A 25,651-nucleotide genomic window follows, 5' to 3' on the forward strand; every position below is an offset into this window, starting at 1 on the left:
CGGGGCCGCCCGCGGTGAACCTTGATCGAACAGCACGTGAACGTGCACGGCTTGCAGCCACGGCAAGTCCGCGTGCGCCTAGCGTCGCGATCGTGCTCATCACCCAGCTCGCCGCGAGCCACGGCTCGACCCTCACGGCGACCGACCGCCGCCTGGTCGCGGCGCTCCAGAACCAGCCCGACCGCGCGTCGTTCTGGCTGGCGCAGGAGCTCACCGGGCCGCTCGGCCTGCACCAGTCCTCCGCCACGCGGCTCGCGCAGCGCCTCGGCTTCGACGGCTACCCGCAGCTGCGCGACGCCCTGCGGGAGGACTACCTCGCGGGCGACGGACCGTCGCAGCGGCTGCGCGGCCGGCTCGAGCGCCACCCCGAGGACGACGTGCTCGCGTCGTTCGTCTCCGACGAGGTGGCCGCGCTCGAGGCGCTGCGCCGTCACGTCACGCAGGCCGACCTGGACGAGCTCGCCGACCGCGTGCTCGCCGCGCGCGAGGTGCTCCTGTTCGGACAGGGCAACGCCACCGTGCTCGTCGAGCTCCTGGCCCGGCGGCTCGACCGGTTCGGGCTGCGCACCGTGCGGCTCACGGGTTCGCGCCGCGACCTGGCCGAGCGGCTCTCCCGTCTCGCCGGCGCGGACCTCCTGCTGGCCTTCGCGTTCCGCCGGGCCCCGGCCGCACTCGGACCGCTCCTGTCGGTCGCGACCGCGGCGGGGGCGAGCACCGCGCTCGTGACCGACACCGTCGTCTGGACGGCGCCCCGGCCCGACCAGATCGTGGCGGCGCCCCGCGGCGGCGCCGACGACTTCCTCTCCCTCACCGTCCCCATGGCTGTCGCGAACGCCCTCGTGCTCACCGTGGCGCGCCGCGCGGACGACGGCGCCCTCCACCACCTCGACCGGCTCGGTCACCTCCTGGACCAGCTCGACGCCTGACCCCTACGCCCCCGGCACTCACCCACCCCTTCGTCCCACCTCCCGGAAGCAGGTACCGCCATGCCTCGTCACGCCTCCTCGACGCGTCCGCTCACCACCGCGCTCGGCCTCTCCCTCGTCCTGGCCGCGTGCTCGGGCGCCGAGTCCGCTCCCGCGGACGAGCCCGACTGGGAGTCCCTGAGCCACGAGGAGCTCGTCGAGCTCGCGGAGGCGGAGGGCACCGTGTCGGTCTACGCCTTCACGAGCCGCATCGCCACGATCGAGGAGTCCTTCGAGGCGGCCTACCCGGGCATCGACGTCGTGGCCACCGACATCTCCTCGACCGAGCTCATCACACGTCTCGCGAGCGAGCACCGCGCCGGCAGCGCGACCGCCGACGTCGCCTACGTCTCCGACGCGCCCGTGGTGGTGACCGAGCTCCTCGCGGACGACGTGCTGCTGCCCTACGTGCCCGGCCGCGTCGCCGACGCGCTCGCGCCCGAGCACTCCGCACCGCTCGTCGCCAACCGCCTCTCCACGAAGGTCCTCATGTACAACGAGGAGGCGCACCCGGGCGGCGCCCCGGTGTCGAACCTGTGGGAGCTCACCGAGCCCGCGTGGTCCGGGAAGGTCGTGCTCGTGGACCCGAACGTGCGCGGGGACTACCTCGACCTCATCACCGAGATGTCGCTGCGGTCCGAGGAGATGGCGCAGGCCTACGAGGACCACTTCGGGCGCGAGATCGAGCTGGACGAGGGTGTGGAGGACGCGGGCCTGCAGTTCGCCGCCGATCTCTACGCCAACGACGCGGTGCTGGTGGACGACACCGACACGGTCAACGCCGCCGTCGGCGCGACCGGGCAGAGCGAGCCGCCGGTCGGCTTCACCTCCTACTCCGACCGCCGCGACAACGACGACGAGGGGTGGGCCCTGCAGGTGGCGGCGGGCGTGACGCCCTCCCCCGGCATCACCTTCCCCGCGATGCTCGGCGTGACCGCCGGGGCGGAGAACCCGCCGCGGCGCGCCTCCTGATCGACTTCATGATGGGCGACGACACCGAGACCGGCGGCGCGGGGTTCGAGCCGTTCTACGTCGCGGGCGACTACCCCGTGCGCGACGACGTCGTCGCCCCGGCGGAGGCCGTGGGCCTGGAGGAGCTGGGTGCCTGGAGCATCGACCCCGCCGCCTCGGCCGAGCGCCGTCGTCAGGTCTCCGACTTCCTGCTCACGATCCAGTGACGCCCCTGGTCCGCCGCAGCCTGCAGGACGCCCGCCGCCCGATCCGCTGGCTCGCGCTCGCCGTCGTCGCCGTCCTGGTGGTGCTCGTGGCGCTCCCGCTCGCGGGACTCGTGCGGGCGACGCTGGGGGCCGAGGGCGACGGCGCGTGGACCGACGTCGTCGCGAGCCCGCTGTCGCAGAACCTGTTCTGGACCCCGCTGCGCAACTCGCTGGTGGTCGGGCTCGGCACGGGTGTGCTCTCGACGATCGTCGGTGGGTTCCTGGCCTGGGTCGTGGTGCTGAGCGACGTCCCGGGGCGGCGCGTGCTCGGCGTACTGGCCGCGGTCCCGTTCGCGCTCCCGAGCTTCGCCATCGCGCTGGCGTGGGAGAGCGTGTTCCGCAACGACCGCATCGGCGGCGCCCCGGGTCTGCTCACCTCGCTCGGGCTCCCGGTGCCGGACGCGCTCTCGTGGGGCGCCCTCCCGGTGATCCTCACGCTCGTCGCGCACTACTTCTCGCTCTCCTTCGTCGTCATCGCCGCGGCGCTCGCGAACGTCGGTGGCGACATGCTCGCCGCCGCGGAGCTGACCGGTGCGAGCCGGGCGCGCGTGGCCGTGCGAATCGCGCTGCCGGCGGTCGCACCGGCCGCCGTCTCCGGCTTCCTGCTGGCCTTCGCCGAGGGCGTGAGCAACTTCGCCGTCCCGGCGCTCCTCGGGCTTCCGGTGCGGTTCCAGACCCTCAGCACCCGGCTCTACGGAGCCATCTCCACGGGGACGCGCAGCGCGGCTACGTGCTGTCGATCCTCCTCGTGGTCATCGCCGCCGCCGTCCTGTTCCTCGGGACGCGCGCGACGGCGGGCCGCAGCTTCGCGACCATCACCGGCAGGTCCACCCGCCCTCACACGATGGCGACCGGCCGCTGGCGCTGGCCGCTGGCGGGGATCGCCGGGTTGATCATCCTGGCCACGGCCGTGCTGCCGGGGATCGTGCTGGCGGTCAGCACGGTGCTGCGCCGCACGAACAGGTTCGACGGCGGATTCACCTGGCACTTCTGGACGGGCGCCTCCGACCCGGCGATCGCGCAGGGGTGCGCGGGATCGCTCGCGACCCGCAGGTCCTCACCGCACTCGGCGGCACCGTCGCGCTGGGACTGTCGGTCGCTCTCGGGGCGACGCTCCTGGGCGTGCTCGGCGCCCAGGTGCTGCGACGGCTGCCGCGGGCACGCGTGACGGTCGCGAGCATCAGCTTCCTCAGCTACGTGCCGTTCCTCATCCCCGGCGTGGCCTTCGGTGCCGCGTTCATCGCGCAGTTCGGTGCGCCGATCGGTCCCCTGCCCTCGCTGTACGGGACGTTCGCGATCCTCGTGGTGGCCGGTGTGGCCGCCAGCGTGCCCTTCGCGTTCCAGACCTCCCGGGCCGCCCTCGGGCAGGTCTCGGGCGACCTCGAGGAGGCGGCGGTCCTCACCGGTGCGAGCGGCCCGCGCCGCCTCGGGCGGATCGTGCTGCCGCTCGCCTCGCGCGGCGTCGTCGGCGGCGGCGTCCTGGTCTTCGTGACCATGGTGCGCGACCTCTCACTCGTGGTGCTGCTGGTCACGCCCGCCACCCCTGCTGTCGGTGATGACCTTCCGCTACGCCAGCGAGGGCTTCACCCAGCACGCCAACGCCATCACCCTCGTCATCGCCGCCGTCTCGGTGGCGGCCACCCTCCTCGCCCGCCGCCTCCAGGGCGCCCGACAGAGCGGAGACCCCGCATGACCCGCCTCATCCTCGACGGTCTCGGCAAGCGCTTCGGCGCACACGCCGCGCTGGCCGATGTCGACCTCGACCTGCCCGACGGCGCGTTCGTCGTCCTGCTCGGCCCCTCCGGCTGCGGCAAGAGCACCACGCTGCGCATCCTCGCCGGCCTCGAGCAGCCGACGTCCGGCCGCGTGCTGTTCGGGGACACGGTGGTCGCCGACGGCGAGCGCGGCGAGGTCGTGCCCGCCAAGGACCGCGGCCTCGGGATGGTCTTCCAGAGCTACGCGCTCTGGCCCCACATGAGCGTGCGCAGCAACATCGACTGGCCCTTGCGCGTGGCGGGATGGTCTGCGGCGGACCGCACCGCGCGTGTGGCGGAGGTCCTGGAGATGCTCGAGATCGAGGCGCTCGCCGACCGCTATCCGACCGAGATCTCGGGCGGGCAGCAGCAGCGCGTCGCGATCGCGCGCACCGTGGCCCCGCGGCCCGGAGTGCTGCTGTTCGACGAGCCGCTCTCCAACCTCGACGCCCGCCTCCGCACGGACATGCGGGCCGAGCTGGTGCGGGTGCACCGCGCGACCGGGGCGACCAGCGTCTACGTCACGCACGACCAGACCGAGGCGCTCGCGATGGCGACGCACATCGCGGTCATGAAGGACGGGCTCCTGGAGCAGTTCGGTACACCGACCGAGCTGCTCACCACACCCGCGACGGCGTTCGTCGCCTCCTTCCTCGGAACGCCGCCGCAGGTCCTGATCCCCGCGGCCGGCGGCCGCCAGGAGATGTACCGACCCGAGGACGTGCTGATCGACCCGGCCGGACCGCTGCCGTTCGAGGTGCTCGAGTCCACCCCCGTGGCCGGGCGCTGGCTCGTCACGGGACTGGCGGGGACCGGCCCCGCGAACGGTGGGAGCGACGCGCCGCGTCGCGCCACCGTCGTGACCGACCACCCCGTCACCGCCGGCACCGCCACCGCCCTGCGTCCACCCGCTCGCCCGACGGCGGTGTTCGGCGCCGACGGCCGGGTCGAGACCGCGGTGGCGTCGTGACCACGCTGCTGCTCGTGCGCCACGCCGCCACGCCCTGGACCCAGGAGCGCCGGCTGCAGGGACGCACCGACGTCGACCTGTCCGACGCCGGCCGCGAGCAGGCGGCGGCGCTGCGGCCGATCGTCGACCGATGGGCGCCGGCGTCCGTGCTCAGCTCACCGCTCGCGCGCACGCTGTCGACGGCGGCGCTGCTGAGCGACGTGTCCCCGGAGATCGACGAGCGCTGGATGGAGTCGGGGCTCGGGGCGTGGGAGGGCCGACTCACCTCGGAGCTCGGCCCCGACTACCTCGCCTGGCGCGCCGGCCGGCTGCTCCCCCCGGGCGGGGAGGACGCCGCGACCGTCACGCGGCGGGTCCGGGCCGCCGTCGCCGACGCGGCGTGCAAGCCGGGTCCCGTCCTCGTCGTGACGCACGGCGGGACGATCCGCGCGGTCCTCGCCCGCTACCTCGGCCTCGCCGCGGACCGTGTCGAACCGGTCGCCGCGCCGAGCCTGACCGCGATCGACGTCGCGACGACGGGCGCCAGGCTCCGCACGTTCAACGCACGCGCCTAGGCTGGTCACGGCGGCCGGGACGGTCCGCCGACCGGAGATCCAGGAGGCGACGTGGCAGGCCCGATCGCGGAGGTCCGGCGCTTCCTGACGGCGGCGCTCATCTCCCCCGACCCCGGCACCCCCGTCCGGCCCAAGCCCGGACCGGCGGCGCTGCGCCGCCGCCGGATCGCCGTCGTCGTCACGCTCGTGGTCGGTGCGGTCACGCTCTTCCTCGCGCTGCGGATCGAGCCGGGGGACCCCGCGTTCTACCTCACGACGGCGGTGCTGGCCCTCGTGTGGGCGGGTGGCGCCGTCGCGTCCGGTCCGCTCCACCTGGGGCACTCGGTGACGCGGGCGGGCCGCACGGACGGCCGGGCCGTCGTGCAGTCGCTCGTGCTCGCCGGTCTCCTGCTGGGCGTGTTCCTGCTGGGTGCCCTGGTCGTCGCCCAGGTCCCGTTCCTGCGGGCACCCGTCATCGAGCTGCTGGACCACGCGCGGTTCGGGGTGATCTGGCTGGTGCTGGCGATCACGGTGCTGAACGGGGTCGCCGAGGAGATCTTCTTCCGCGGCGCGCTGTTCTCCTCGATGCCGCCGCGGCGCGCCGTGCTCGTCACGACCGTCCTGTACGCGGCCTCGACCGTCGGGTCCGGGGTGCCGCTGCTGGTGCTGGCCGCCGTGGTCATCGGCGCGGTGACGGGGATGCAGCGGCGGGTCACCGGCGGTGTGCTCGGCCCGATCATCACCCACGTGGTCTGGTCGAGCGGCATGGTGCTGCTGCTCCCGCTGGTGCTGGGGTGAGAGCCGAGGTGAGCGAGCCGCGCGTCGAGCGCTGGCGCGCGGTGGCCGCGGCGGCCGGTCTGCTGGACGCCGACGGCACCACGAGGCCGACCATCTTCGCCGAGATGACCGCGCTGGCGGCGCGCACCGGCGCGATCAACCTGGGTCAGGGGTTCCCCGACGCGGACGGTCCCGCCTGGGTGCGCGAGGCCGCCGTCGAGGCGATCCGCGGCGGGGTCAACCAGTACCCACCCGGGCGCGGGGTGCCGGAGCTGCGGCGGGCCGTCGCCGACCACCAGGCGCGCCACCACGGGATGTCGCTCGACCCCGCGACCGAGGTCCTCGTGACCGCCGGCGCCACGGAGGCTCTCACGGCGGCGGTGCTGGCGCTCGCCGGTCCCGGTGACGAGGTGCTCACGCTCGAGCCGTTCTACGACTCCCACGCGGCCGCCGTCGCGCTCGCCGGTGCCACGCACACCACGGTGCCGCTGGTGCGCGGGCCGGAGGGCTTCCGGCTGGACGTCACCGCCCTGGCGAACGCGGTCTCGCCGCGCACGCGGGTGATCCTGCTCAACAGCCCGCACAACCCGACCGGGGCGGTGCTGACGCGCGCGGAGCTGGAGGCGCTCGCCGCCGCGGCGGTGCGAGCCGACGCCGTCGTGGTGACGGACGAGGTGTACGAGCACCTGGTCTACGACGACGCCGCGCACGTCCCGATCGCGACGCTCCCGGGCATGGCGGAGCGAACGATCACGATCTCGTCGGCGGGCAAGACGTTCTCGCTCACGGGGTGGAAGATCGGGTGGGCGACGGGTCCGGCGCACCTCGTGGAGGCGGTGCTCGCCGTGAAGCAGTTCCTCACCTATTCCGGCGGCGCACCGTTCCAGCCCGCGATCGCGCGGGCGCTGGAGCGCGGCGACGCGGACGTCGCCGCGCTCCGGGACTCGCTCGCGCAGCGGCGCGACCTCCTCGTGGCGGGGCTCGAGGACGCCGGGCTGGCCGCGGTCCGCCCGGAGGGGACGTACTTCGTGTGCGCGGACGCGTCCGCGCTCCTCACGCCGGACCTGCCCGACGGCGCAGCGCTCGCCCGTGCGCTCCCGGCGGCGGTGGGCGTGGCGTCCATTCCGGTGTCGGCGTTCTGCCGGGCGGGCTCGCCGACCGCGTCCGCCGTCGCTCCGCTGCTGAGGTTCACGTTCAGCAAGGACCGGAGCACTCTTGAGGAGGCCTTGAGGCGGCTGCGCACGCTGCGCTAGCAACGATCGTGCGGTCCTCCACAGGCAGTGATGCCGTGCCCCCACCAAGTCGCTCTCCGGGCTACGGTCGGGTCGCATCGCGCACCGCCACCGCGGCGGTCACGGCGCGATCCACGGGCGCGATCCGCCCGGATCATCAAGGGGGCAACATGCGAGAGGTGCGCGGACGCACGCCGTCCAGCGATCAGGACGAGCGAGCGGGCGAGGGGCGACCGGACCGGGGAGGTGGGCGCAGGAGCGCCCGAGTGGCACGGACCGGCGCGGGGCTCGCGCTGACGGCGGCGATGACGGCGTCGCTCGGCGCGGCGGTGACCGGCACGGCCGCGGCGGCACCCCCGTACGCGACCGAGGCGAGCGTGAGCGACGTCGCGTTCACGTCCCAGGAGGTGACGACCGGCACGCTCGCGGAGATCCGTGCGAGCTGGTCCCTCCCCGACGACCCGACCTCACCCGCCGGGTTCACGCTCCCCCTGCCGCCGGACCTCACGGGGCTGCCCGACGCGTTCGACGTGCTGGACCCGGCCGGCGAGCCGATGGGCTCGTGCGACGTGACGAACCAGGAGGTGGTGTGCGACCTCGACCCCACCTACCTCGCCGAGCACCCGCGCAACATCACCGGGACGGTCGCGTTCTGGGCGCGCGTCGAGACCCGCGTGAGCGAGGCGACCTCCACGACGTTCACCTTCGACGACCAGGACGCGACCGTCACGGTCCTCCCCGGCACCGCGTTCAGCGGTCTGGGGAACGACAAGTTCGGCACGTGGGAGCCCCGGGACGGCACCATCTGGTGGGACATCACCGTCCGCGCACCGATCGAGGGGATGCGGGGCGGCGACTCCGTGTCCGTGCTCGAGCAGCTCGGGCCGAACCAGACCGTGGTGACGCGAGACGACGGCAGCCCCGAGGTGGTCGTGCGGGGCGCGACGCTGCAGCCGGACGGGTCGTTGGGACCGTGGCAGGAGGTCGACGACCGCGTCGGCACGACGCTGACCCTCACCGACGCCGGTCTCCTGATCGAGTTCACGGCCGAGGAGGGCTGGTTCTACAACATCGGTGCGCGCTCGCGGGTGACCGACGGCGGCGCCTCCGACAGCTACGGCAACACGGCGACCGTCACGATCGCGGGACAGTCGCCCGAGAGCGTCAGCCGCGAGGTGCGTCGGCAGGGCGGCAGCGGCACGGGGCGCGGCGACCGCGTCGGGATGTTCGCCGCGGCGAAGGTCCCCGACGGCACGGGTGCGGGCGCCGTCCCGTCCGACACCACGTTCCAGCTCGACTACACCTACCCCGCCGGCGAGACCTGGCCCGCGGGGTCGGGGACGCTCGTACTCCCCGCCGACGGGACCGTGGTGACGTCGGAGTGGCTCCCCGTGGGTGCCGAGCTGACGCTGGCCGAGCAGGCACCGCCGGCGGTCGACGGCGTCACGTGGGGCACGCCCGAGCTGTCGACGACCACGCTCACGATCGGCGCGTCCGAGGTGGTGCGCGTCGACGTCACGAATCCCGTCACGCTCACGCCGCCGACACCCGAGACGCCCCCGACACCGCAGACCCCGGGCGTGCCCGTGACGGAGACGCAGCCACCGCCGCCGGGACCGACGCCCGCCGTCGCTCCCCCGGCCGTGCCGACCCCGAGCGCCGCACCGGGCCCACCGTCCGTCACGGTCAGCACGCCCGAGCATCGCGCGTCCCCGCGGCCCGCCGAGCTCGCCCGGACGGGGGCTGTCGGTGCACCCCACGCCCTCGCCGCGGCGGGAGCACTCGTCGCGGGTGGGCTGCTGCTGGTGCGGCTCCGGCGACGAGTCGCGCCCGGCGCGACGCACGCCGACTGAGGCGCGCGGCTGAGGCGCGCGGCGGCTGAGGCGGCGCAGGACGAGAGGCGCCCTCGGGCGCGTGACAGGGGCGGGCCCGGTGCCGAGTCGGATCGGGCCCGCCCGGGCGTCACGACCTCGGTCACCGTCACCGTCGACGTGACCCAGGTCACGTACGATGTCACCCACACACCGGCGAACGACGACGAGGTCGAGGTGAGGGCGATGGCCGCCTCCGCGACACCACCGCCCATGGTCCGCGCCCACGAGCGCTTCCTCACCCGCGGCGAGATCGGCGGGGGCGTGCGGGACGTCGTCGCCCAGTCCTGGCGCCGCAGCGCGCGCATCGGCGTCGACCCGGACCACCCGGCGCCGCCCGTCGACATCTCGGCCGTCGACCTGCGCTCGCTGCGCCGCGACCACCCGCTCGCGATCGCCGTCCCGCTCGTGCGCAGCATCGTCCTGGAACCCGACGCCGGGTGGATCGCTGCGCTCGTGGACGCCGAGGGGCGCCTGCTCTGGATCGACGGCAACCGCACGGTGCGCGCCGCCGTCGAGCGCGTGGGTTTCGTCGAGGGTGCGCTGTGGCGCGAGGACGTCGCGGGGACGAACGCCCCGGGGACGGCTCTCGCCACCGGCCGCCCGGTGCAGGTGCTCGGCGCTGAGCACTGGTCGCGCCCGGTGCAATCTCTGAACTGCGCGGCCGCGCCCGTGCACGGACCGGACGGATCCGTGCTGGGAGTCCTCGACATCACCGGGGGTGCCGCCGTCGGCTCCGGCATGGCCCGGTCGCTCGTCCGGTCGGCCGTGGCGGCGGTCGAGGCCGTGCTGGTCGGCTCGGCGGGACGGCGCCGTGGCACGGTCGGAGCGCCGGACGTCGTGGCACCACCGGAGGGGCCCGACGGCCCTCCGCAGCTGCAGGTCCTGGGCGGCCGCGGCCTGCTGCGCACCGGCGACGGGTCGCCCGCCGCCCTCACGGGCCGCCACGCCGAGATCCTCCTGCTGCTGGCCGAGCACCGCGGCGGTCTCGGTGCCGAGGAGCTCGCGGTCCACCTCTCCGGGGACGAGCTCTCGACCGTGGCCGTGCGCGCGGAGGTCTCCCGGCTGCGCCGGATCGCGGGCGACGTCGTCTCGCAGTCCCGGCCGTACCGGGTCCGCGACGGCGTGCGCACCGACGTCGACGTCGTGCGCTCCGCACTGCGCGTCGGCGATCTGCCGCGCGCCCTGGCCAGCTACCCGGGCCCCGTGCTCCCCCGCTCGGACGCCCCCGGCGTCGTCCGGGTGCGCGAGGACCTCGAGTCGGAGATGCGCGCGGCCGTCCACGCGTCCCGCGACCCGGGCGTGATCACCCGGTGGGTCGCGAGCGAGTCGGGTGCGGAGGACTGGTGGGCCTGGGACCGGCTCGCCCGCGTCGCGGACCCGCGTTCGACGGCGGCGCTGCGCGCGGCGGAGCGACTGGCGTCGGTCGCCGCACCAGCCGGTCAGACCTCGCGGAACCGGTAGGCGGTCGACAGGTCGGCCAGGCGGGACCACAGCGCGCCGTCGACCACCGGCCGGGCGAGGGCGGCCTGCGCCTCCAGACCCCAGGCGACGGCGTCGATCGGGTCCGGGTCCGACGGGACCGGGCGGACGTCCCGGACCACCTCGTCGAACCGCGCCCCGGTGTGCACCTGCATGTCGCTGATCCCGCCCAGGGCGACACCGTCCTCGACGATCGCGATCTCGGTCAGCATGTTCACGTTCCAGTAGACGGCGACGGCGAGCCCACCCACCGACGCGCTCGCCAGCACCTCCGGGGTGCTGCCGACCCACCCGTTCGGCTCGATCACGACGACACCGCCCTCCAGAGCGGCCACGACGCCCCAGGGCAGCGGCACGCCGTCGTCGACCAGCTCCCACACGGACGGGTCGGATGCCGCGAACGGCTCGCCGTGGGCGCCGAACGCCTCGGCGACGCGGGTGAGGTCGCCGTCGCGCACGACGGTGATCGTGGCGGCGTCGGCCAGCTCGGTCGCGGTGATCCAGGTCGGCAGCTCGGTGCTCATCGTCTCCCCCTCGGTCGGAGCTCCATCGTGGTGCACGGGCGCCCGCGACGGGTGGGTCCGCGTGCAACGTTCTTGCAACCCGTGCGCTCCTACGCTCGCCGCAGCGGCAACGACGCCGCCCCGGGCGGCACCCCGCCCGCAGCAACGGAGGTGGACATGACCGTCTACGCAGCACCCAGCACCGAGGGCAGCCTCGTCACCTACCGCAGCCGCTACGAGCACTGGATCGGCGGCGAGTTCGTCGCCCCGGTGAACGGGCGCTACTTCGAGAACCCCTCCCCCGTGAACGGGCGGACGTTCACCGAGGTCGCACGCGGGGACGCGGCCGACATCGACGCCGCGCTCGACGCGGCGCACCGGGCGGCACCCGCGTGGGGGCGTACCAGCGTCACCGAGCGCGCGATCATCCTCAACAGGATCGCCGACCGGATGGAGGAGCACCTGGAGGAGATCGCCGTCGCGGAGGCGTGGGAGAACGGCAAGCCGGTGCGCGAGACGCTGGCCGCGGACATCCCGCTCGCGATCGACCACTTCCGCTACTTCGCCGGCGCGATCCGCGCGCAGGAGGGCTCGATCAGCCAGATCGACGAGGACACGGTCGCCTACCACTTCCACGAGCCGCTCGGCGTGGTCGGCCAGATCATCCCGTGGAACTTCCCCATCCTCATGGCCGTGTGGAAGCTCGCGCCCGCGCTGGCGGCGGGCAACGCCGTCGTGATCAAGCCGGCGGAGCAGACGCCCGCATCGATCCTGTACCTGATGGAGCTCATAGGCGACCTGATCCCGCCGGGTGTGGTGAACGTCGTCAACGGGTTCGGCGTGGAGGCGGGCAAGCCGCTCGCCTCGAGCCCGCGGATCCGCAAGATCGCGTTCACGGGCGAGACGACCACCGGCCGGCTGATCATGCAGTACGCGGCGCAGAACATCATCCCGGTCACGCTCGAGCTCGGCGGCAAGAGCCCGAACATCTTCTTCGCCGACGTCGCGCGCGAGCGGGACGACTTCTACGACAAGGCGCTCGAGGGCTTCACCATGTTCGCCCTGAACCAGGGCGAGGTCTGCACCTGCCCCTCGCGCGCCCTGATCGCCTCGGAGATCTACGACGACTTCCTCGGTGACGCGCTCGAGCGCACGCGCGCGGTGAAGCAGGGCAACCCGCTCGACACCGACACCATGATCGGTGCGCAGGCCAGCAACGACCAGCTCGAGAAGATCCTCAGCTACATGGACATCGGCACGCAGGAGGGCGCCACGATCCTCACCGGCGGCGAGCGGGCCGAGCTCGGCGGCGAGCTCGAGGGCGGCTACTACGTCACGCCGACCGTGTTCGAGGGCACGAACTCGATGCGGGTCTTCCAGGAGGAGATCTTCGGACCGGTCGTCGCCGTCACGCGCTTCAGCGGCTACGACGAGGCCATCAGCATCGCCAACGACACGCTCTACGGCCTCGGGGCGGGCGTGTGGTCGCGCGAGGCGAACACCGCCTTCCGCGCCGGGCGCGCGATCCAGGCCGGCCGGGTGTGGACGAACAACTACCACGCCTACCCCGCCGCGGCGGCGTTCGGCGGGTACAAGGGTTCGGGCGTCGGGCGCGAGAACCACCTGATGATGCTCGACCACTACCAGCAGACGAAGAACCTGCTCGTGAGCTACTCGGCCTCCAAGCTCGGGTTCTTCTAGGCCGGCGACGGGGCCTGGAGGAGGGCGTCATGGACGAGGGAACGGTCGTGGACGAGCCCGGTACCGCAGCGGTCGAACGCGTCGCCGTCACCGAGGCGGCGGCCGCCACGCTGCGCGACCTGCGCTCGCGGCACGGGGAGCTGATGTTCCACCAGTCGGGCGGGTGCTGCGACGGATCCTCGCCCATGTGCTACCCGGACGGGGAGTTCCTCACCGGGGACGCCGACGTGCACCTCGGTGACCTGCGGATCGACACCTTCCGCGTACCCGTGTGGATGAGCCGCAACCAGTTCGAGTACTGGCGGCACACCCACCTGACGATCGACGTCGTCCCCGGTCGGGGCGCCGGGTTCTCACTCGAGGCGCCCGACGGCGTGCGGTTCCTCATCCGCTCGCGCGTCTTCACCGACGACGAGGACGCCGCCCTCCGCGAGGCCGAGCGGCGCTGACCCCCGGCCAGGCGGACCTCACGCCGGGCGCAGGTGCCGACCAGCCCCGCGCCCGGCGTGCAGGAGGCGAGCGACGACGTCGCGCAGCACCCGCTCGAGCTCGGCCGACGCGCGTGAGGGACGCACGCCCGCGCGGCGGGTCAGCTCGACCGTGCGGGTCAGCGACGGCCGCCGCAGCGTCGTGCCGCGCAGGCCCGGGCGGCCCAGCAGGATCGTGGTCGGCACGACGGCGACGCCGATCCCCCGCTCGACGAAGCGCAGCACGGCGTCCATCTCCGCGCCCTCGACGGCGACGCGCGGGCTCAGGCCGGCGGCCTCATAGGCGGCGTCGGTGGCACGCCGGAGGTCGTAGCCGCGGTTGAAGACGACCTGCGGGACCCGGGCGAGCGCGGCCAGCGTCAGCCCGGCCGCGGGGTCGACGTCGCGCAGGGCGGCCGGGGGCACCGCGACGGAGGACGCCACGACCAGCTCTTCGGTGAACAGCGGCGCCGACTCCAGCGCCGGATCGAGCCGGGTCCGCTCGCGCGTGACCGTGAGAGCGAGGTCGAGGCCACCCTGGGCCAGCTCCTCGCGCAGCTCGCCCGACCCCGCCTCGCGCACGACGACCTCGACCTCCGGATGCGCCGCGCAGAACTCCCCGAGCGCATCGGCCACGACCGAGACGCACAGCGTGGGGGCGCCCCGAGCACGACTCGTCCGCGAGTCAGGTCGCCGAACTCGCGCATCTCGCTGCGCGCCGCCGCGACGTCGGCCAGGATGCGGCGCGCGATCGGGACGAGGGCCTCACCCGCCGCGGTCAGGCGCACGCCCGTGCGCCCGCGCTCGAGCAGGTCGGCCCCGACCTCCGCCTCGAGCGCGGCGAGCTGGCGACTCAGTGTCGGCTGGGTGACGTACAGCTCCGCCGCGGCGCGGGTGACGTTCGAGGTGCGCGCGACGGCGTCGAACCCGCGCAGCTGGTCGAGCGACAGTGTCATGCGCCCAGCGTATAGCAGGCAGACGGAACAATCATTGGACGCATGCCGGCGGTCGTCTTAGCGTCAAGTGATGGCCTCCCACCGCAGCGAACGCCTCCTGACCACCTCCGCCCTCGTGATCGGCACCGGCGGTGCCGGCCTGCGGGCCTCGATCGAGCTCGCGCAGCGCGGGGTCGACGTGCTCGCCGTCGGGAAGCGGCGCAAGCACGACGCCCACACCACGCTGGCCGCGGGCGGCATCAACGCCGCGCTCGGCACGATGGATCCGGAGGACTCCTGGCAGCAGCACGCCGCGGACACGCTGCGCGAGTCCTACTTCCTCGCCGACCCCGCGATCGTCGAGCACGTCGCGCGCGGCGCCGCCGAGGGGATCGCCGAGCTCGAGCGCTGGGGCATGCCCTTCGCCCGCGAGGACGACGGCCGCATCAGCCAGCGTTTCTTCGGCGCCCACACCTACCGCCGCACCGCGTTCGCCGGCGACTACACCGGTCTCGAGATCCAGCGCACCCTGGTGCGCCGGGCGAACGAGCTGGACGTGCGCGTGCTGGACACCGTCTACGTCACGCGCATCCTCGTGGCCGACGGGACGGTCTTCGGCGTCTACGGCTTCGACGTCGTCGACGGCGCACCCGTGCAGATCCGCGCCGACGCCGTCATCCTCGCCGCGGGCGGTCACACCCGCATCTGGCGCTACACCTCCTCGCGGCGCGACGAGAACACCGGGGACTCCTTCCGCCTCGCGGCCCTCGCGGGTGCCCGGCTGCGCGACGCCGAGCTCGTGCAGTTCCACCCCTCGGGCCTGCTGGAGCCCGACGACGCGGCGGGCACCCTCGTGTCCGAGGCCGCCCGCGGCGAGGGCGGCGTGCTCCGCAACGCCGAGGGCGAGCGCTTCATGGAGCGCTACGACCCCGAGCGCATGGAGCTGTCCACGCGCGACCGCGTCGCGCTCGCGAACTACACCGAGATCGCGGAGGGGCGCGGGACGGCGAAGGGCGGCGTGCTGCTGGACGTCTCCCACCTCCCGCGCGAGCGGATCCTCGAGCGCCTGCCCCGCCTGTACCGCACGATGATCGACCTGCAGATGCTCGACATCACCCAGGACCCGATCGAGGTCGCACCCACGGCCCACTACTCGATGGGCGGTGTGTGGGTGCGTCCGGAGGACCACGGCACGGGCGTCGACGGGCTCTACGCCATCGGCGAGGCCTCCTCCGGGCTCCACGGCGCCAACCGCCTCGGCGGCAACTCGCTCATCGAGCTGCTCGTCTACGGCCGGACCACCGGTGCCGCGGCGGCCGACTACGTGCAGGCGCGCGACGCCGTCGTGCGCAGCCGGGACGCGACCGCGCAGGCGCGTGCGGAGGTGCAGGGCCTGCTGACCGACCGCGGCCACGAGACGCCGCGCCGCCTGCAGCGCGCGGTGCGCGACCTGATGACGCAGCACGCCGGCGTCGTGCGAACCGAGGACGGGCTGCGCCAGGGCCTGGCGGAGCTGGCCGAGCTCGAGCACCGCGAGCTCGACGTCACCGCCCACCCGGACATCTCGGGCTTCGACGACCTCGCCCACGCGTTCGACCTCAAGGGCTCGCTCCTGGCCGCGCGCGCGACGCTCGAGAGCGCGATCGAGCGCCGCGAGACGCGCGGGTGCCACAACCGCGCCGACTTCCCCGACGTCGACGAGGACCTGCGCGGGAGCTTTCTGTGGACGCCCGACGCACCTCTCGCGTTCGAGCCGGTGGCACCGGCCCCGGCGAGCTTCCGCGACCTGGCCGCGGCCGGGGCGAGCGACGACGTCGCGGGCAAGCTCGTGGAGTGAGCGCGCCACCGGACCCGCGCGGTCGGGGCGGTGCCGATGCCGGGGCGGTGTCGGTGTGGGTGCCGGTGTGGGTGTCGGTCCCTACGCTGTTCCCATGTGCGGACGCTACGCAGCCTTCCGCGAGGCGCAGGACCTCGCGCGCGAGCTCGACGTCGCAGTCGTGCAGGAGGCGGCCGCGACGCGCGAGGCCTCGTGGAACGTCGCGCCGACCGACGGCGTGCGGGTCGTGCTCGACCGGGCGCCGCGCGAGGAGTCCGACGGCGACGTCACCCGCGAGATGCACCTCGCCCGCTGGGGGCTCGTCCCGCCGTGGGCCACGGACCTGCGCGGTCGCGGTGCGCCGATGTTCAACGCTCGGATCGAGACGGTGGCGGACAAGCGCGCCTTCGCCCGGTCGCTGCGGGCACGCCGGTGCGTCGTGCCCGCCGACGGCTACTACGAGTGGCGCACGGACGAGGGCCCCAGCGGCAAGCCGCGCAAGACCCCTTCTTCATCCACCGTCCGCCCGGCAAGGGCGGTGAGGCCGGCGGCGCGAGCCCGTCGCTGGCGTTCGCCGGTCTCTACTCCTGGTGGCGCGACCCCGAGCGGCCCGAGGACGACCCCGCGCGGTGGGTCCTGTCGACGACGATCCTGACCCGGGCGGCACGCGACGGCCTCGAGGCGATCCACGACAGGGAACCCGTCGTCCTGCCGCCCGGGGCGCTCGACGCCTGGCTCGACCCCTCCCTGACGGAAGCGGAGGACGCCCTCGACGTGCTCGCCGCCGCCCCGCCGGAGCTGGTCTGGCACGAGATCGGCACGCGGGTCGGTTCCGTCCGCAACGACGACCCCGAGCTGCTGCGACCCGTCTGAGCCGCCGTACCGGTCGGGTGGCGTGCACCCGCCGTCGGAGGCGGCGGTGCGGCGGTACGACCGGGGGCGGACGCGCCGGCCGGGCGCCCGGACCTAGGCTCGTGCGGTGACCAACCCGTACGGCCCCGCGACCGGGGCGCCCGCCCCCGGACGCGGACCCGAAGCGGTCCTGGCGCCCACCATCCCCGAGAGCGTCGAGAGCTGGCTCGAGCGGCGCGGGCTCCTGGTCGACATCGTCCTCGCCTCGCTCGGACTGGTGCTGCTCGGAGGAACGAGCATCGCCGTGGTCGCCACCGGCTACGGGACGCTCGCGATGATCACCGGCACGCTCGCCGCGATCGGGATGCCGGCCGCGCTGGCGGTGCGGCGTCCGTTCCCGGTGGCCAGCGCCGTCGCCGTCAACGCCCTGGCGCTGCTGCACTTCGCCGGCGGCGGGAGCCTGCTGCCCGTGGACGTGCTGATCTACCTCTCGGTGTACTCCACGACCGTGCACGGGCCGCGGTGGGCCCGGCTGACGAGCCTCGGATCAGCGCTGCTGGGGAGCCTGCTGGTCGCCTCGACCCTCGCCGTCGGCACGGGCGGCGGGCGGTTCGACACGCTCGTCCAGGTCGGGTTCGTGTTCGTCGGGGTGGCGGCACCCGCCGTCGTGAGCTGGGCGCTCGGGCTCCTGCGGCTGTCCACCCGGCAGCGGCGGCAGTCCCTCCTCGAGCGCGCGGCGCGCGCCGAGCGCGAGCGCGACCAGCAGGCGACGATCGCCGTCGCGGCCGAGCGGGCCCGCATCGCGCGGGAGATGCACGACGTCGTGGCGCACTCCCTGTCCATCGTCGTCGCGCAGGCCGACGGCGGCCGCTACGTCGCCGCGCAGGACCCGCAGGCCGCGGCACGCGTGCTGGAGACGATCGGGTCGACGGGGCGCGGGGCGCTGCGCGACATGCGCCGCATCCTCGGCGTGCTGCGCGACGACGACGCCTCACCCACCGCGCCGCAGCCCGGTGCGGAGGACATCGACGCCCTCGTCGCGAGCGTGCGCGACTCGGGGCTCGAGGTCGAGCTCGTGCGCACGGGCGCCGTCGCCCCGCTGCCCGCGGGGATGGGGCTCGCGGTCTACCGGATCTGCCAGGAGGCGCTGACCAACGTCATGAAGCACGCGGGTCCCCTGCCCCGGCTGCACGTCCGCGTCGACCTCGCCTTCCACCCCGGGTGGCTCGTCGTGCAGGTGGACGACGACGGACGGGGCGCGTCCGGCGGCGACGGCGCCGGCCACGGCCTGGTCGGCATGCGCGAGCGCGTCGCCCTGTTCGGCGGAACGCTGACCGCCGGTCCGCGACCCGGCGGCGGCTACCGTGTGAACGCCGCGTTCCCGCTGGCGTCCGGGCCGGGCTGACACGGCCCCACCGCTCGTCGCAGTCCCGACGGCGTCACCCGACGTCCGACCGCCGATCACCCCGAACGGAGCCACCCCTCGTGCAGCCCCCCGCCGCGCCGCCACCCGCCGTCGAGACGGTGTCCGAGTCCGCCCCGATCCGGGTCGCGCTCGTCGACGACCAGCAGCTGGTCCGCGCCGGCTTCGCCATGGTGATCGGGTCGCAGCCCGACATGGAGGTCGTGCTCGAGGCGGGCGACGGCTCGCAGGCGGTGCGGCTGCTGCCGTCCTACGACGTCGACGTCGTGCTGATGGACGTGCGGATGCCCGGGCTGGACGGGATCGCCGCGACGCAGCAGGTGCTGGACGCGCCGCGACCCGCCGGCCGCGCCGCGCCGCGCATCGTGATCCTCACGACGTTCGACCTCGACGAGTACGTCTTCGCGGCGATCAAGGCCGGCGCGAGCGGGTTCCTGCTGAAGGACACGCTCCCGGACGAGATGCTCTCGGCCATCCGGACGGTCCACGCCGGGGACGCCGTGATCGCGCCGTCCTCGACGCGTCGGCTCATCGAGCACGTCGCCACCACCGTGCCCGCGGCCGAGCGCACGCCCAGCAGCGTGCTGGACCAGCTCACCGAGCGCGAGCGCGAGGTCCTCGAGCTCATCGCCCGGGGGCGGACGAACGCGGAGATCGCCGGGGACCTGTTCGTGGCCGAGGCGACGGTCAAGACGCACGTCGGACGGATCCTGGCGAAGCTGAACGCGCGCGACCGGGTGCAGATCGTCGTCACCGCGTACGAGACCGGGGTCGTCACGCCGGGGCAGTAGCGCCCGGACGGCGGTGCGGGCTGTCCCCAGCTCGCCTGCGAGTCCCTTCCATCCACAGGCGGGGCTGGGCCCCACACTGTCGGCACGACCCCGCGGCACGCTGGCCGCGTGACGAGTCCGAGCCCGACGTCCCCCACGACCGCCGACGTGCTCGAGACGTGGCGCGCCTGCTGGCGCGCGCCCAGCCACCTCGCCGTGACGCACGGTCCCGACGCGGGCTGGGTGGTCCCGCTGACGGATGCGGGCGCCGTCACCGTCGGGCGGCGCGGGTGCGACCTGGAGGTGGCCGACTCCGGCCTGGACCGGCACCACCTCTCGGTCCGACGCACCGCGAGCGGGGCGGTCGAGGTCCGCGACGAGCGGTCGGAGGGCGGGACGCTCCTGGTACGGGCGGCGCGGGGGCCCCGTGCCGCGGGGAGACGCCGCCGGCGTCTCGACCGACGCCTGCGACGCGGCGCCGCGACCCCCACCTCGCTGCTGGGGGCGGTGGCGGCGGCCGAGGGGCACGGCCGTGCGGTGTCGGCTCGGTGGCGGGCCCTGCGGGTCGGCGACGTCGTGCTCGCCGGCTCCTCGCGGCTGGAGCTGCGGGCGGGGCCGGCCTGGAGCGGACCGCCCGCCGGCGCACGGGAGGACGGGGACGGCGGCGGGCCAGCGGGTGACCGTCCGTCGCGCCGCGGTCTCGTGTCGGCGCTGACCGCGATCCCGGCCGTCGTGATGCTGGTCGCGCTCGCCGCCGGGGGCGTGTCCCCGGCGCTGCGGTGGGTCGTGCTCGGCGCCGTCGCGCTGTCCGTGGGGGTGTCGCTCGTCGTCGGGCTCGTGCGCCGGCGCCCGAGCACGCCGACGACCCGGCCGGGCGGCACCGACGAGGCCCTCGGTCCCCGCGACCCGGCGGCCCTGGCCGTGTGCGCCGCCGGGCTCGGGCGTCTCGACCGGCGCTGGAGCGGGTCCGGGGTCGCGGCGACGGCGGCGGCGGTCGCGGCAGCCGCCGGGCCCGAGCCCGGAACGGCCGCGATCGACGGCGGCACGGTGCTCGCGTCGCTCGCCTGGCGGCAGGACCCTGCCGGCACGGACGGGGACCGCGCGGGTCGGGCGGCGGGTGGCGGTTCCGTGGGACGCCCGGTGGTCCCGGGCTCCGGCGTCGCCCTCACCGGGCCGGGAGCGGACGCGGCCGCGGCGTGGTGGCGCACCCAGCTGGAGGTCGGCGCGCACGACGGCGCGGTCCTGACCGCCCCCGACCCCGCGCGTCTGCCGCGCGGGCCCTGGATCCTGCACGACGCCGCGGGCCGGTCCGGGGTGGCACGCGCGTGGTGCCGCACGGTGGCGGCGGCGCTGACGCCGTCGACCCCCGCCGTGGAGGCAGCCGCGCTGCTCGGGCACCCGACGGCGCGAACGCTCGCCTCCCGGTGGGCCTCCGGTCCGGCGTGGGCCGAGTCGTTGACCGCGCCCCTCGGGGTGGACGAGCACGGCCGGGTACGCGAGGTCGACCTCGTGGGCGAGGGGCCGCACGCGCTGGTGGCCGGGACCACGGGATCGGGCAAGTCGGAGCTGCTGCAGGCGTGGGTCCTCGCGCTCGCGATGCGGCACCCGCCCTCCCGGCTGCACCTGCTCCTGGTCGACTACAAGGGTGGCGCGACGTTCGCCGCCGCGGCACGGCTCCCGCACACGGTCGGGCTCCTGACCGATCTCGACGGCGCCGCGAGCGATCGCGCGCTGGCCGCGCTCCGGGCCGAGCTGCGCCGTCGCGAGCACCTCGTGACGGCGGAGGGGGTGCGCGGCGTGGGCGAGCTCCGCGACCCGCCCGCGCGCCTGCTGGTCGTCGTCGACGAGCTGCGGGCCCTGGTCGAGGACTCCCCGACCGGCTCGCCGACCTCGTCCGCCTCGCCACCCAGGGCCGCTCGCTCGGCGTCCACCTCGTGCTCGCGACGCAGCGACCGAGCGGGGTGGTCGACGCCCAGCTGCGCGCCAACGTCAACCTGCGCGTGTGCCTGCGCGTCCTGGAGCCGGGTGACTCCACCGACGTCCTCGGCTCGCCCGAGGCCGCCTCGCTGCCGACCGCCCCCGGCGGCGCGTACGTCGCCGACGGCGCGGGCACCTCGCGCGTGCAGGTCGCCTGGCTGCCCGGGACGGCGGCCGAGGACCTCGTGGGCACCGCCGTCGCGGCGACGGACCGGCTCCGGCGCGCCCGGCGAGGGGACCTCCTGCGCGTGCACCGGCCCTGGTTGCCCGCGCTGCCGACGACGGTGGTGCGCGAGCCGGGTGGTGACGGAGGTGACGGTGCTGACGGGGGTGACGCTGCTGACGGCGGTGCTCGCCCCGGGACCGCTCCCGCGTCGTGCCCCTCCGGCGACCCGGCGACCGCGCTGCTGCTGCTGGACGAGCCGGAGCACCAGCGCCAGTCGTGGTGGACGTGGCGGGACGGAGTCCTCCTCGTCAGCGGCGAGCCGAGGTCCGGGCGGACCACCGCGCTGCTCTCGGCCGCGGAGGCCGCGCTGCTGACGTCGCCCGGGGCGTGCCACGTCGTCTCGCGCGAGGGGTGGTCCGCCGCGCCGGGTGGGTCCGGCGCGCGGGGCGCGCACGGCGTCGCCGTCCCGATGAGCGATCCGCGACGGATCCACCGTCTCCTCAGCCTGCTCACCCGTGGCGCGGACCCCGCCGCGACTCTCGTCCTCGACGACCTCGAGCAGGTCCTGGACGCGCTCGACGGCGCGTGGGGCCCCGGATCCGGGCAGGAGCTCCTGACGGCGCTCCTGCGCTCCGGCGGCGCGGCCCGCACCGTCATCGGAACGACGTCGCCGCACCGGTGGGCGACGTTCGCCGAGCACCACCTGGCACTGCGGGTCCGCGACCCCGGCGCGGCGGGTCTCGCCGGCGTGCCGCGCAGCCTGGTGCGCCCCGGTGCCGAACCCGGTCGCGGGGTGCTCCTGGGGGACCCCAGCCCCTCGAGGCCCAGGTCGTCCGCGCGAGCGACGGCGGCGCGGCGCTCCCCGGGCGCGAGCTCCCCGGGCGCGCGCGGCCCGGGCTGCGGCTGGCGCCGCTGCCGTCGACGGTGTCGCTGCATCGGGCGCTCGAGCGTGCGCGGAGCGAGGCTCCCGGAACCGCGGGACGGGGTGTCGGCGCCCGTCGCGGCGACCCGGGTGTCGCGTCGACGACACCCAGGCCGCGGTCGTCGTCGTCCTCACCGTCGTCGAGGGACGTCGACCCGCCACCGGTGTTCCGCCCCGTGCTGGGCGTCGGGGGCGACGACGCCGCACCGGTCGCCGTCGACCTCGAGCCCGGCCGACCGTGGCTGGTCTGCGGGCCGCCGGAGTCCGGGCGCTCGACCGTGCTCGCCGCCGTCGCGGCCCAGGCCACGGGTCCGGTGCTCCGGGTGGGCGCCGACGAGGCTCCGCCGTCGAGCGCGTCGCTGGCCGGACTCGCCGCGGGCACGCTCGTGCTCGTGGACGACGCCGAGCAGCTGGACGCCGCCACCGCCGAGGCGCTCGTGGCTGTCCTCGCGCAGCACCGCGGGGTCGTGGCGACGTCGACCGCCGCCGTCCAGACCGCCTACCGCGGGGTCCTGGCCACCGTCGCCCAGGCTCGTACGGTCGTCGCCCTCGGTGGCGCGCTGCCGCCCCACTGCGCGCACGCACGACCGGCGTGCGACCCCGCCGGCGGCGCGGGGCGGGCCGTCGTCGTCATCGGGACGGCGGCGTCGGCCCTCCAGGTGGCTCATCCGTGACGGCGGCCCGGGTCGCGCCCGAACCGGCCGTCGCCGTCCCCAGCACGCCGATCGCGACGATCGCGAGGGCCGCGGGCGCGTTGACCGGGATCTGCGAGGCCCCGACGAGCACGACCAGGACGGACCACGCCACGGCCGGCCCCCGGGACCAGCGTCGGCAGCGCCACAGCCCGACGGCGACGGCGAGGGCGGCCGCCGCGAGGAGGACCGTGAACGCCGCGGTCGCCAGTCCGGCGGCGACGTCCCCGGCGCCGGCCGAGTCACGGACGACGACGGCGGTGAGGACGACCAGCGCGAGGCCCTGCAGGGCCAGGAGAGCGGCCGCCACCACGACGGTCCAGGGGCGGCGCGGGCGTCCGGCAGCAACCCGGGGAGCGTCGTTCATCCCCTCACTCTAGGTCGGGACGACGGTGCCGGAACGGCCCGCACGGCGCTGCCACCAGCCTCCGACCAACCCGTCCTCGACACGTTGTGAACGTTGACAATGGTTGTGACGCACACCTCAGGGACGCCGGCGATTAACTTGCCGGTAACCCTTGTGCGCCGGGAACCGCCGTGTGACAGTGGATGGCAGAACAAGCCAGACCAGGTGCCCGTTCCCCCTCATGACATTCGACCGGGCATCGTCGTGCCCGGAGGAGAAAACAGGATGGATTGGCGTCACGAGGCTGCCTGCCTCACGGAGGACCCGGAGCTCTTCTTCCCGATCGGGAACACCGGCCCCGCTCTCGCCCAGATCGACGACGCGAAGGCCGTGTGCCAGCGCTGCGACGTCGTGGACGCGTGCCTCAAGTGGGCCCTCGAGTCCGGCCAGGACTCGGGCGTGTGGGGCGGCCTCTCGGAGGACGAGCGCCGCGCGCTCAAGCGCCGCACCGCACGCGCCCGCCGCGCCGGCTGAGCGCTCCCCCGCACCGCTTCGACGAAGCCCCCGCCCCTGACGGCGGGGGCTTCGTCGTCGGTGGTCGCGGGTGGGGCCGCCCGCTCAGAACTGGTCGCGCTCGCCGTCCGACGGCGGGGCGAACCCCAGCCTGGCGCGCAGGATGACCCGGGTCCCGCCGTCGGGGTTCGGCTCCCAGCCGATGCTGCCCCGGAGCTCACCCGCCACGAGCGTCCGCACGATCTGCATGCCGAGCCCGGTGCCCGACGGCTTCGCCGCGGGGTCGATCCCGACGCCGTCGTCACTCACGATCACCGTGAGGTCGCGTCCGTCGCGCTCGGCGCCGACCGTGACCGTGCCGTCCGTGCCCGCCAGCCCGTGCTCGACGGCGTTGCTCACCAGCTCCGTCAGCACGACGGCGAGGGCGCTCGCCTCGGTCGCGGCGAGCTTGCCGAAGCTGCCCTCGCGCGCCATCCGCACCGTGGACTCGGAGGACGCGACGTCCACGGCGAGGCGCAGGGTGCGGCCGAAGACGGTGTCGAAGTCGACGATCTCGTCGATCGTCTGGGACAGGGCCTCGTGCACGGTCGCGATGGTGCCGACCCGGCGCATCGCCTCCTCCAGCGCGGTGCGGGCGTCGGGGGACTCGGTCCGCCGTGCCTGGAGCCGCAGCAGCGCCGCCACCGTCTGGAGGTTGTTCTTCACGCGGTGGTGGATCTCGCGGATCGTCGCGTCCTTCGTGATGAGCTCCTGCTCACGGCGGCGGAGCTCGGACACGTCGCGGCACAGCAGGACGGCGCCGATGCGTTCGCCCTCGGCCGTCAGCGGGATGCTGCGCAGGGACAGGCAGACGCCCCGCGACTCGATGTCGGTGCGCCAGGCAGCACGTCCCATCGCAACCAGCGGGAGCGCCTCGTCGACGGTCTCGGACTCCTCGACGTGGTCGGCGATGAGCTGGGCCAGCGCCCGGCCGACGATCTCACCGATCACGCCGAGCCGGTGGAAGCACGACATCGCGTTGGGGCTGCCGTAGAGCACCTCGCCCTCGGAGTTGAGGCGGACGAGTCCGTCGCCCACGCGGGGGGCGCCTCGCAGGCGACCGGTCGCGGCGTTGGACGAGGGGTACTCGCCGCGCGAGATCATGCCGCACATCTCGTCGGCCGCCTCGATGTAGTTGATCTCGAGCCGCCCCGGGGTGCGGGCCTCACCGAGGTTGGTCTCGCGGCCGAGGACGGCGATCGCGCGGCCGTCCTTGACGACCGGCACCGCCTCCTCGCGCACGGCGTAGGCGCCCGTCCATCGCGGGACGCGCGAGCGACGGATCTCGCGTCGCTCGAGCGCGGCGGCGAGCGAGGGGACCTGGCCCTCGGGTGCGGGTCGCCCCACCACGTCGTCGTAGTGGACCGTCGTCCCGGTCGAGGGCCGGCAGTGCGCGACGGCGACGAACGACCCGTGGCGGTCGGGGAGCCAGAGGACGAGGTCGGCGAAGGCGAGGTCCGAGATGACCTGCCAGTCCCCCACCAGCAGGTGGAGCCAGTCCACCTCGGAGGCGCTGAGGGAGCCGTGGGTCGCGATCAGATCGCTCATCGTGGACACGGCCACCAGCGTAGGTCGTGGCCGCGGGGGCTCGGACGGGCGCCGGGGAACGACCGCCAGGCCGATCCGGGGTGGCGCAGCAGGGCCGCGACGCTGTGCCGCGGGACACGACGGCGAGGGAGCGCGGCGAGTCAGCTGGGTCGCGAGCCGGCTGGGCGACGAGCCGGCCGC

The 25,651-nt window shown here is 75.0% G+C and carries 22 protein-coding genes and 2 pseudogenes; 19 read left to right on the forward strand and 5 right to left on the reverse strand.

The window, feature by feature from the left end; all coding sequences use genetic code 11:
* Positions 1–92 precede the first annotated feature (92 nt).
* The 10 genes from QQK22_RS09895 to QQK22_RS09940 all read left to right on the forward strand — a co-directional run bounded on the left by QQK22_RS09895 (position 93) and on the right by QQK22_RS09940 (position 10,783).
* Complete coding sequence (locus QQK22_RS09895) at positions 93–926, forward strand: MurR/RpiR family transcriptional regulator (protein ID WP_284250768.1); 834 nt, start codon at positions 93–95, stop codon at positions 924–926.
* 60 nt (positions 927–986) lie between these two features.
* Complete coding sequence (locus QQK22_RS09900; RefSeq protein WP_284250769.1) at positions 987–1,937, forward strand: ABC transporter substrate-binding protein; 951 nt, start codon at positions 987–989, stop codon at positions 1,935–1,937.
* 8 nt (positions 1,938–1,945) lie between these two features.
* Positions 1,946–2,143: a hypothetical protein gene (locus tag QQK22_RS09905; RefSeq protein ID WP_284250770.1), complete on the forward strand. Its 198-nt coding sequence runs from the start codon at positions 1,946–1,948 to the stop codon at positions 2,141–2,143.
* Positions 2,140–3,075, forward strand: a complete 936-nt coding sequence (locus QQK22_RS09910) for an ABC transporter permease (protein ID WP_284250771.1) — start codon at positions 2,140–2,142, stop codon at positions 3,073–3,075. The genes QQK22_RS09905 and QQK22_RS09910 overlap by 4 nt, the downstream gene beginning before the upstream one ends.
* A gap of 133 nt (positions 3,076–3,208) precedes the next feature.
* Entirely contained in the window at positions 3,209–4,906 is a 1,698-nt protein-coding gene (locus QQK22_RS09915; protein WP_284250772.1) for an ATP-binding cassette domain-containing protein, read from the forward strand.
* Positions 4,903–5,460: a histidine phosphatase family protein gene (locus QQK22_RS09920; protein WP_284250773.1), complete on the forward strand. Its 558-nt coding sequence runs from the start codon at positions 4,903–4,905 to the stop codon at positions 5,458–5,460. The genes QQK22_RS09915 and QQK22_RS09920 overlap by 4 nt, the downstream gene beginning before the upstream one ends.
* A gap of 51 nt (positions 5,461–5,511) precedes the next feature.
* On the forward strand, positions 5,512–6,237 hold the full coding sequence (locus tag QQK22_RS09925; RefSeq protein ID WP_284250774.1) for a CPBP family intramembrane glutamic endopeptidase: 726 nt from the start codon (positions 5,512–5,514) through the stop codon (positions 6,235–6,237).
* Between the two features lie 8 nt (positions 6,238–6,245).
* Entirely contained in the window at positions 6,246–7,469 is a 1,224-nt protein-coding gene (locus QQK22_RS09930) for a pyridoxal phosphate-dependent aminotransferase (RefSeq protein WP_284250776.1), read from the forward strand.
* 245 nt (positions 7,470–7,714) lie between these two features.
* A complete protein-coding gene (locus tag QQK22_RS09935) occupies positions 7,715–9,301 on the forward strand; it encodes a DUF5979 domain-containing protein (RefSeq protein WP_284250778.1) in 1,587 nt (528 codons plus the stop codon).
* Between the two features lie 138 nt (positions 9,302–9,439).
* Positions 9,440–10,783: a helix-turn-helix domain-containing protein gene (locus QQK22_RS09940; RefSeq protein WP_284250779.1), complete on the forward strand. Its 1,344-nt coding sequence runs from the start codon at positions 9,440–9,442 to the stop codon at positions 10,781–10,783.
* On the opposite strand, the gene QQK22_RS09945 is transcribed toward QQK22_RS09940, so the two are convergent.
* Complete coding sequence (locus QQK22_RS09945; RefSeq protein ID WP_284250780.1) at positions 10,762–11,325, reverse strand: DUF6461 domain-containing protein; 564 nt, start codon at positions 11,323–11,325, stop codon at positions 10,762–10,764. The two genes, QQK22_RS09940 and QQK22_RS09945, sit on opposite strands and share 22 nt — an antisense overlap.
* 156 nt (positions 11,326–11,481) lie before the next feature.
* Between QQK22_RS09945 and exaC the strand changes: the two genes are divergently transcribed.
* Positions 11,482–13,005: an acetaldehyde dehydrogenase ExaC gene (gene exaC, locus QQK22_RS09950; RefSeq protein ID WP_284250781.1), complete on the forward strand. Its 1,524-nt coding sequence runs from the start codon at positions 11,482–11,484 to the stop codon at positions 13,003–13,005.
* A gap of 29 nt (positions 13,006–13,034) precedes the next feature.
* On the forward strand, positions 13,035–13,454 hold the full coding sequence (locus QQK22_RS09955) for a DUF779 domain-containing protein (protein WP_284250782.1): 420 nt from the start codon (positions 13,035–13,037) through the stop codon (positions 13,452–13,454).
* 18 nt (positions 13,455–13,472) lie between these two features.
* Here the strand turns inward: QQK22_RS09955 and QQK22_RS09960 are convergent, their stop codons facing one another.
* Together QQK22_RS09960 and QQK22_RS09965 are read right to left on the reverse strand one after the other, a co-directional pair.
* Positions 13,473–14,108, reverse strand: coding sequence for a LysR family transcriptional regulator substrate-binding protein (locus QQK22_RS09960; RefSeq protein WP_284250783.1), 636 nt, complete (start codon positions 14,106–14,108; stop codon positions 13,473–13,475).
* 188 nt (positions 14,109–14,296) lie between these two features.
* Positions 14,297–14,428 (reverse strand): annotated as a pseudogene (locus QQK22_RS09965) (helix-turn-helix domain-containing protein); the annotation flags it as partial.
* A gap of 70 nt (positions 14,429–14,498) precedes the next feature.
* Here QQK22_RS09965 and QQK22_RS09970 point away from each other — a divergent pair.
* From QQK22_RS09970 to QQK22_RS10000, 6 genes and pseudogenes are all read left to right on the forward strand, one after another.
* Positions 14,499–16,244 carry an L-aspartate oxidase gene (locus tag QQK22_RS09970; RefSeq protein ID WP_284250784.1) on the forward strand — a complete coding sequence of 582 codons (1,746 nt, stop codon included), beginning with the start codon at positions 14,499–14,501 and terminating at the stop codon, positions 16,242–16,244.
* A gap of 94 nt (positions 16,245–16,338) precedes the next feature.
* Positions 16,339–17,096, forward strand: a pseudogene (locus tag QQK22_RS18780) (SOS response-associated peptidase).
* Between the two features lie 106 nt (positions 17,097–17,202).
* Entirely contained in the window at positions 17,203–18,480 is a 1,278-nt protein-coding gene (locus QQK22_RS09985) for a sensor histidine kinase (RefSeq protein WP_284250786.1), read from the forward strand.
* 80 nt (positions 18,481–18,560) lie between these two features.
* Positions 18,561–19,289: a response regulator gene (locus QQK22_RS09990; RefSeq protein ID WP_284250787.1), complete on the forward strand. Its 729-nt coding sequence runs from the start codon at positions 18,561–18,563 to the stop codon at positions 19,287–19,289.
* Between the two features lie 108 nt (positions 19,290–19,397).
* The gene (locus QQK22_RS09995) at positions 19,398–21,785 is read left to right on the forward strand and encodes a type VII secretion EssC family protein (protein WP_284250788.1); all 2,388 of its coding nucleotides are present in this window, start codon (positions 19,398–19,400) and stop codon (positions 21,783–21,785) included.
* A gap of 712 nt (positions 21,786–22,497) precedes the next feature.
* Positions 22,498–23,007 (forward strand): hypothetical protein, encoded by a 510-nt coding sequence (locus tag QQK22_RS10000; RefSeq protein WP_284250789.1) that lies wholly within the window; start codon positions 22,498–22,500, stop codon positions 23,005–23,007.
* Here QQK22_RS10000 and QQK22_RS10005 read toward each other — a convergent pair.
* The gene (locus tag QQK22_RS10005; protein ID WP_284250790.1) at positions 22,964–23,392 is read right to left on the reverse strand and encodes a hypothetical protein; all 429 of its coding nucleotides are present in this window, start codon (positions 23,390–23,392) and stop codon (positions 22,964–22,966) included. The two genes, QQK22_RS10000 and QQK22_RS10005, sit on opposite strands and share 44 nt — an antisense overlap.
* Before the next feature lie 264 nt (positions 23,393–23,656).
* On the opposite strand from QQK22_RS10005, the gene QQK22_RS10010 reads away from it, so the two are divergent.
* Positions 23,657–23,905, forward strand: a complete 249-nt coding sequence (locus tag QQK22_RS10010; RefSeq protein WP_284250791.1) for a WhiB family transcriptional regulator — start codon at positions 23,657–23,659, stop codon at positions 23,903–23,905.
* A gap of 84 nt (positions 23,906–23,989) precedes the next feature.
* Here the strand turns inward: QQK22_RS10010 and QQK22_RS10015 are convergent, their stop codons facing one another.
* Positions 23,990–25,471: a sensor histidine kinase gene (locus tag QQK22_RS10015; protein ID WP_284252667.1), complete on the reverse strand. Its 1,482-nt coding sequence runs from the start codon at positions 25,469–25,471 to the stop codon at positions 23,990–23,992.
* Positions 25,472–25,651 lie beyond the last annotated feature (180 nt).

This window comes from Litorihabitans aurantiacus (assembly GCF_030161595.1).
GTDB classification, from domain to species: domain Bacteria; phylum Actinomycetota; class Actinomycetes; order Actinomycetales; family Beutenbergiaceae; genus Litorihabitans; species Litorihabitans aurantiacus.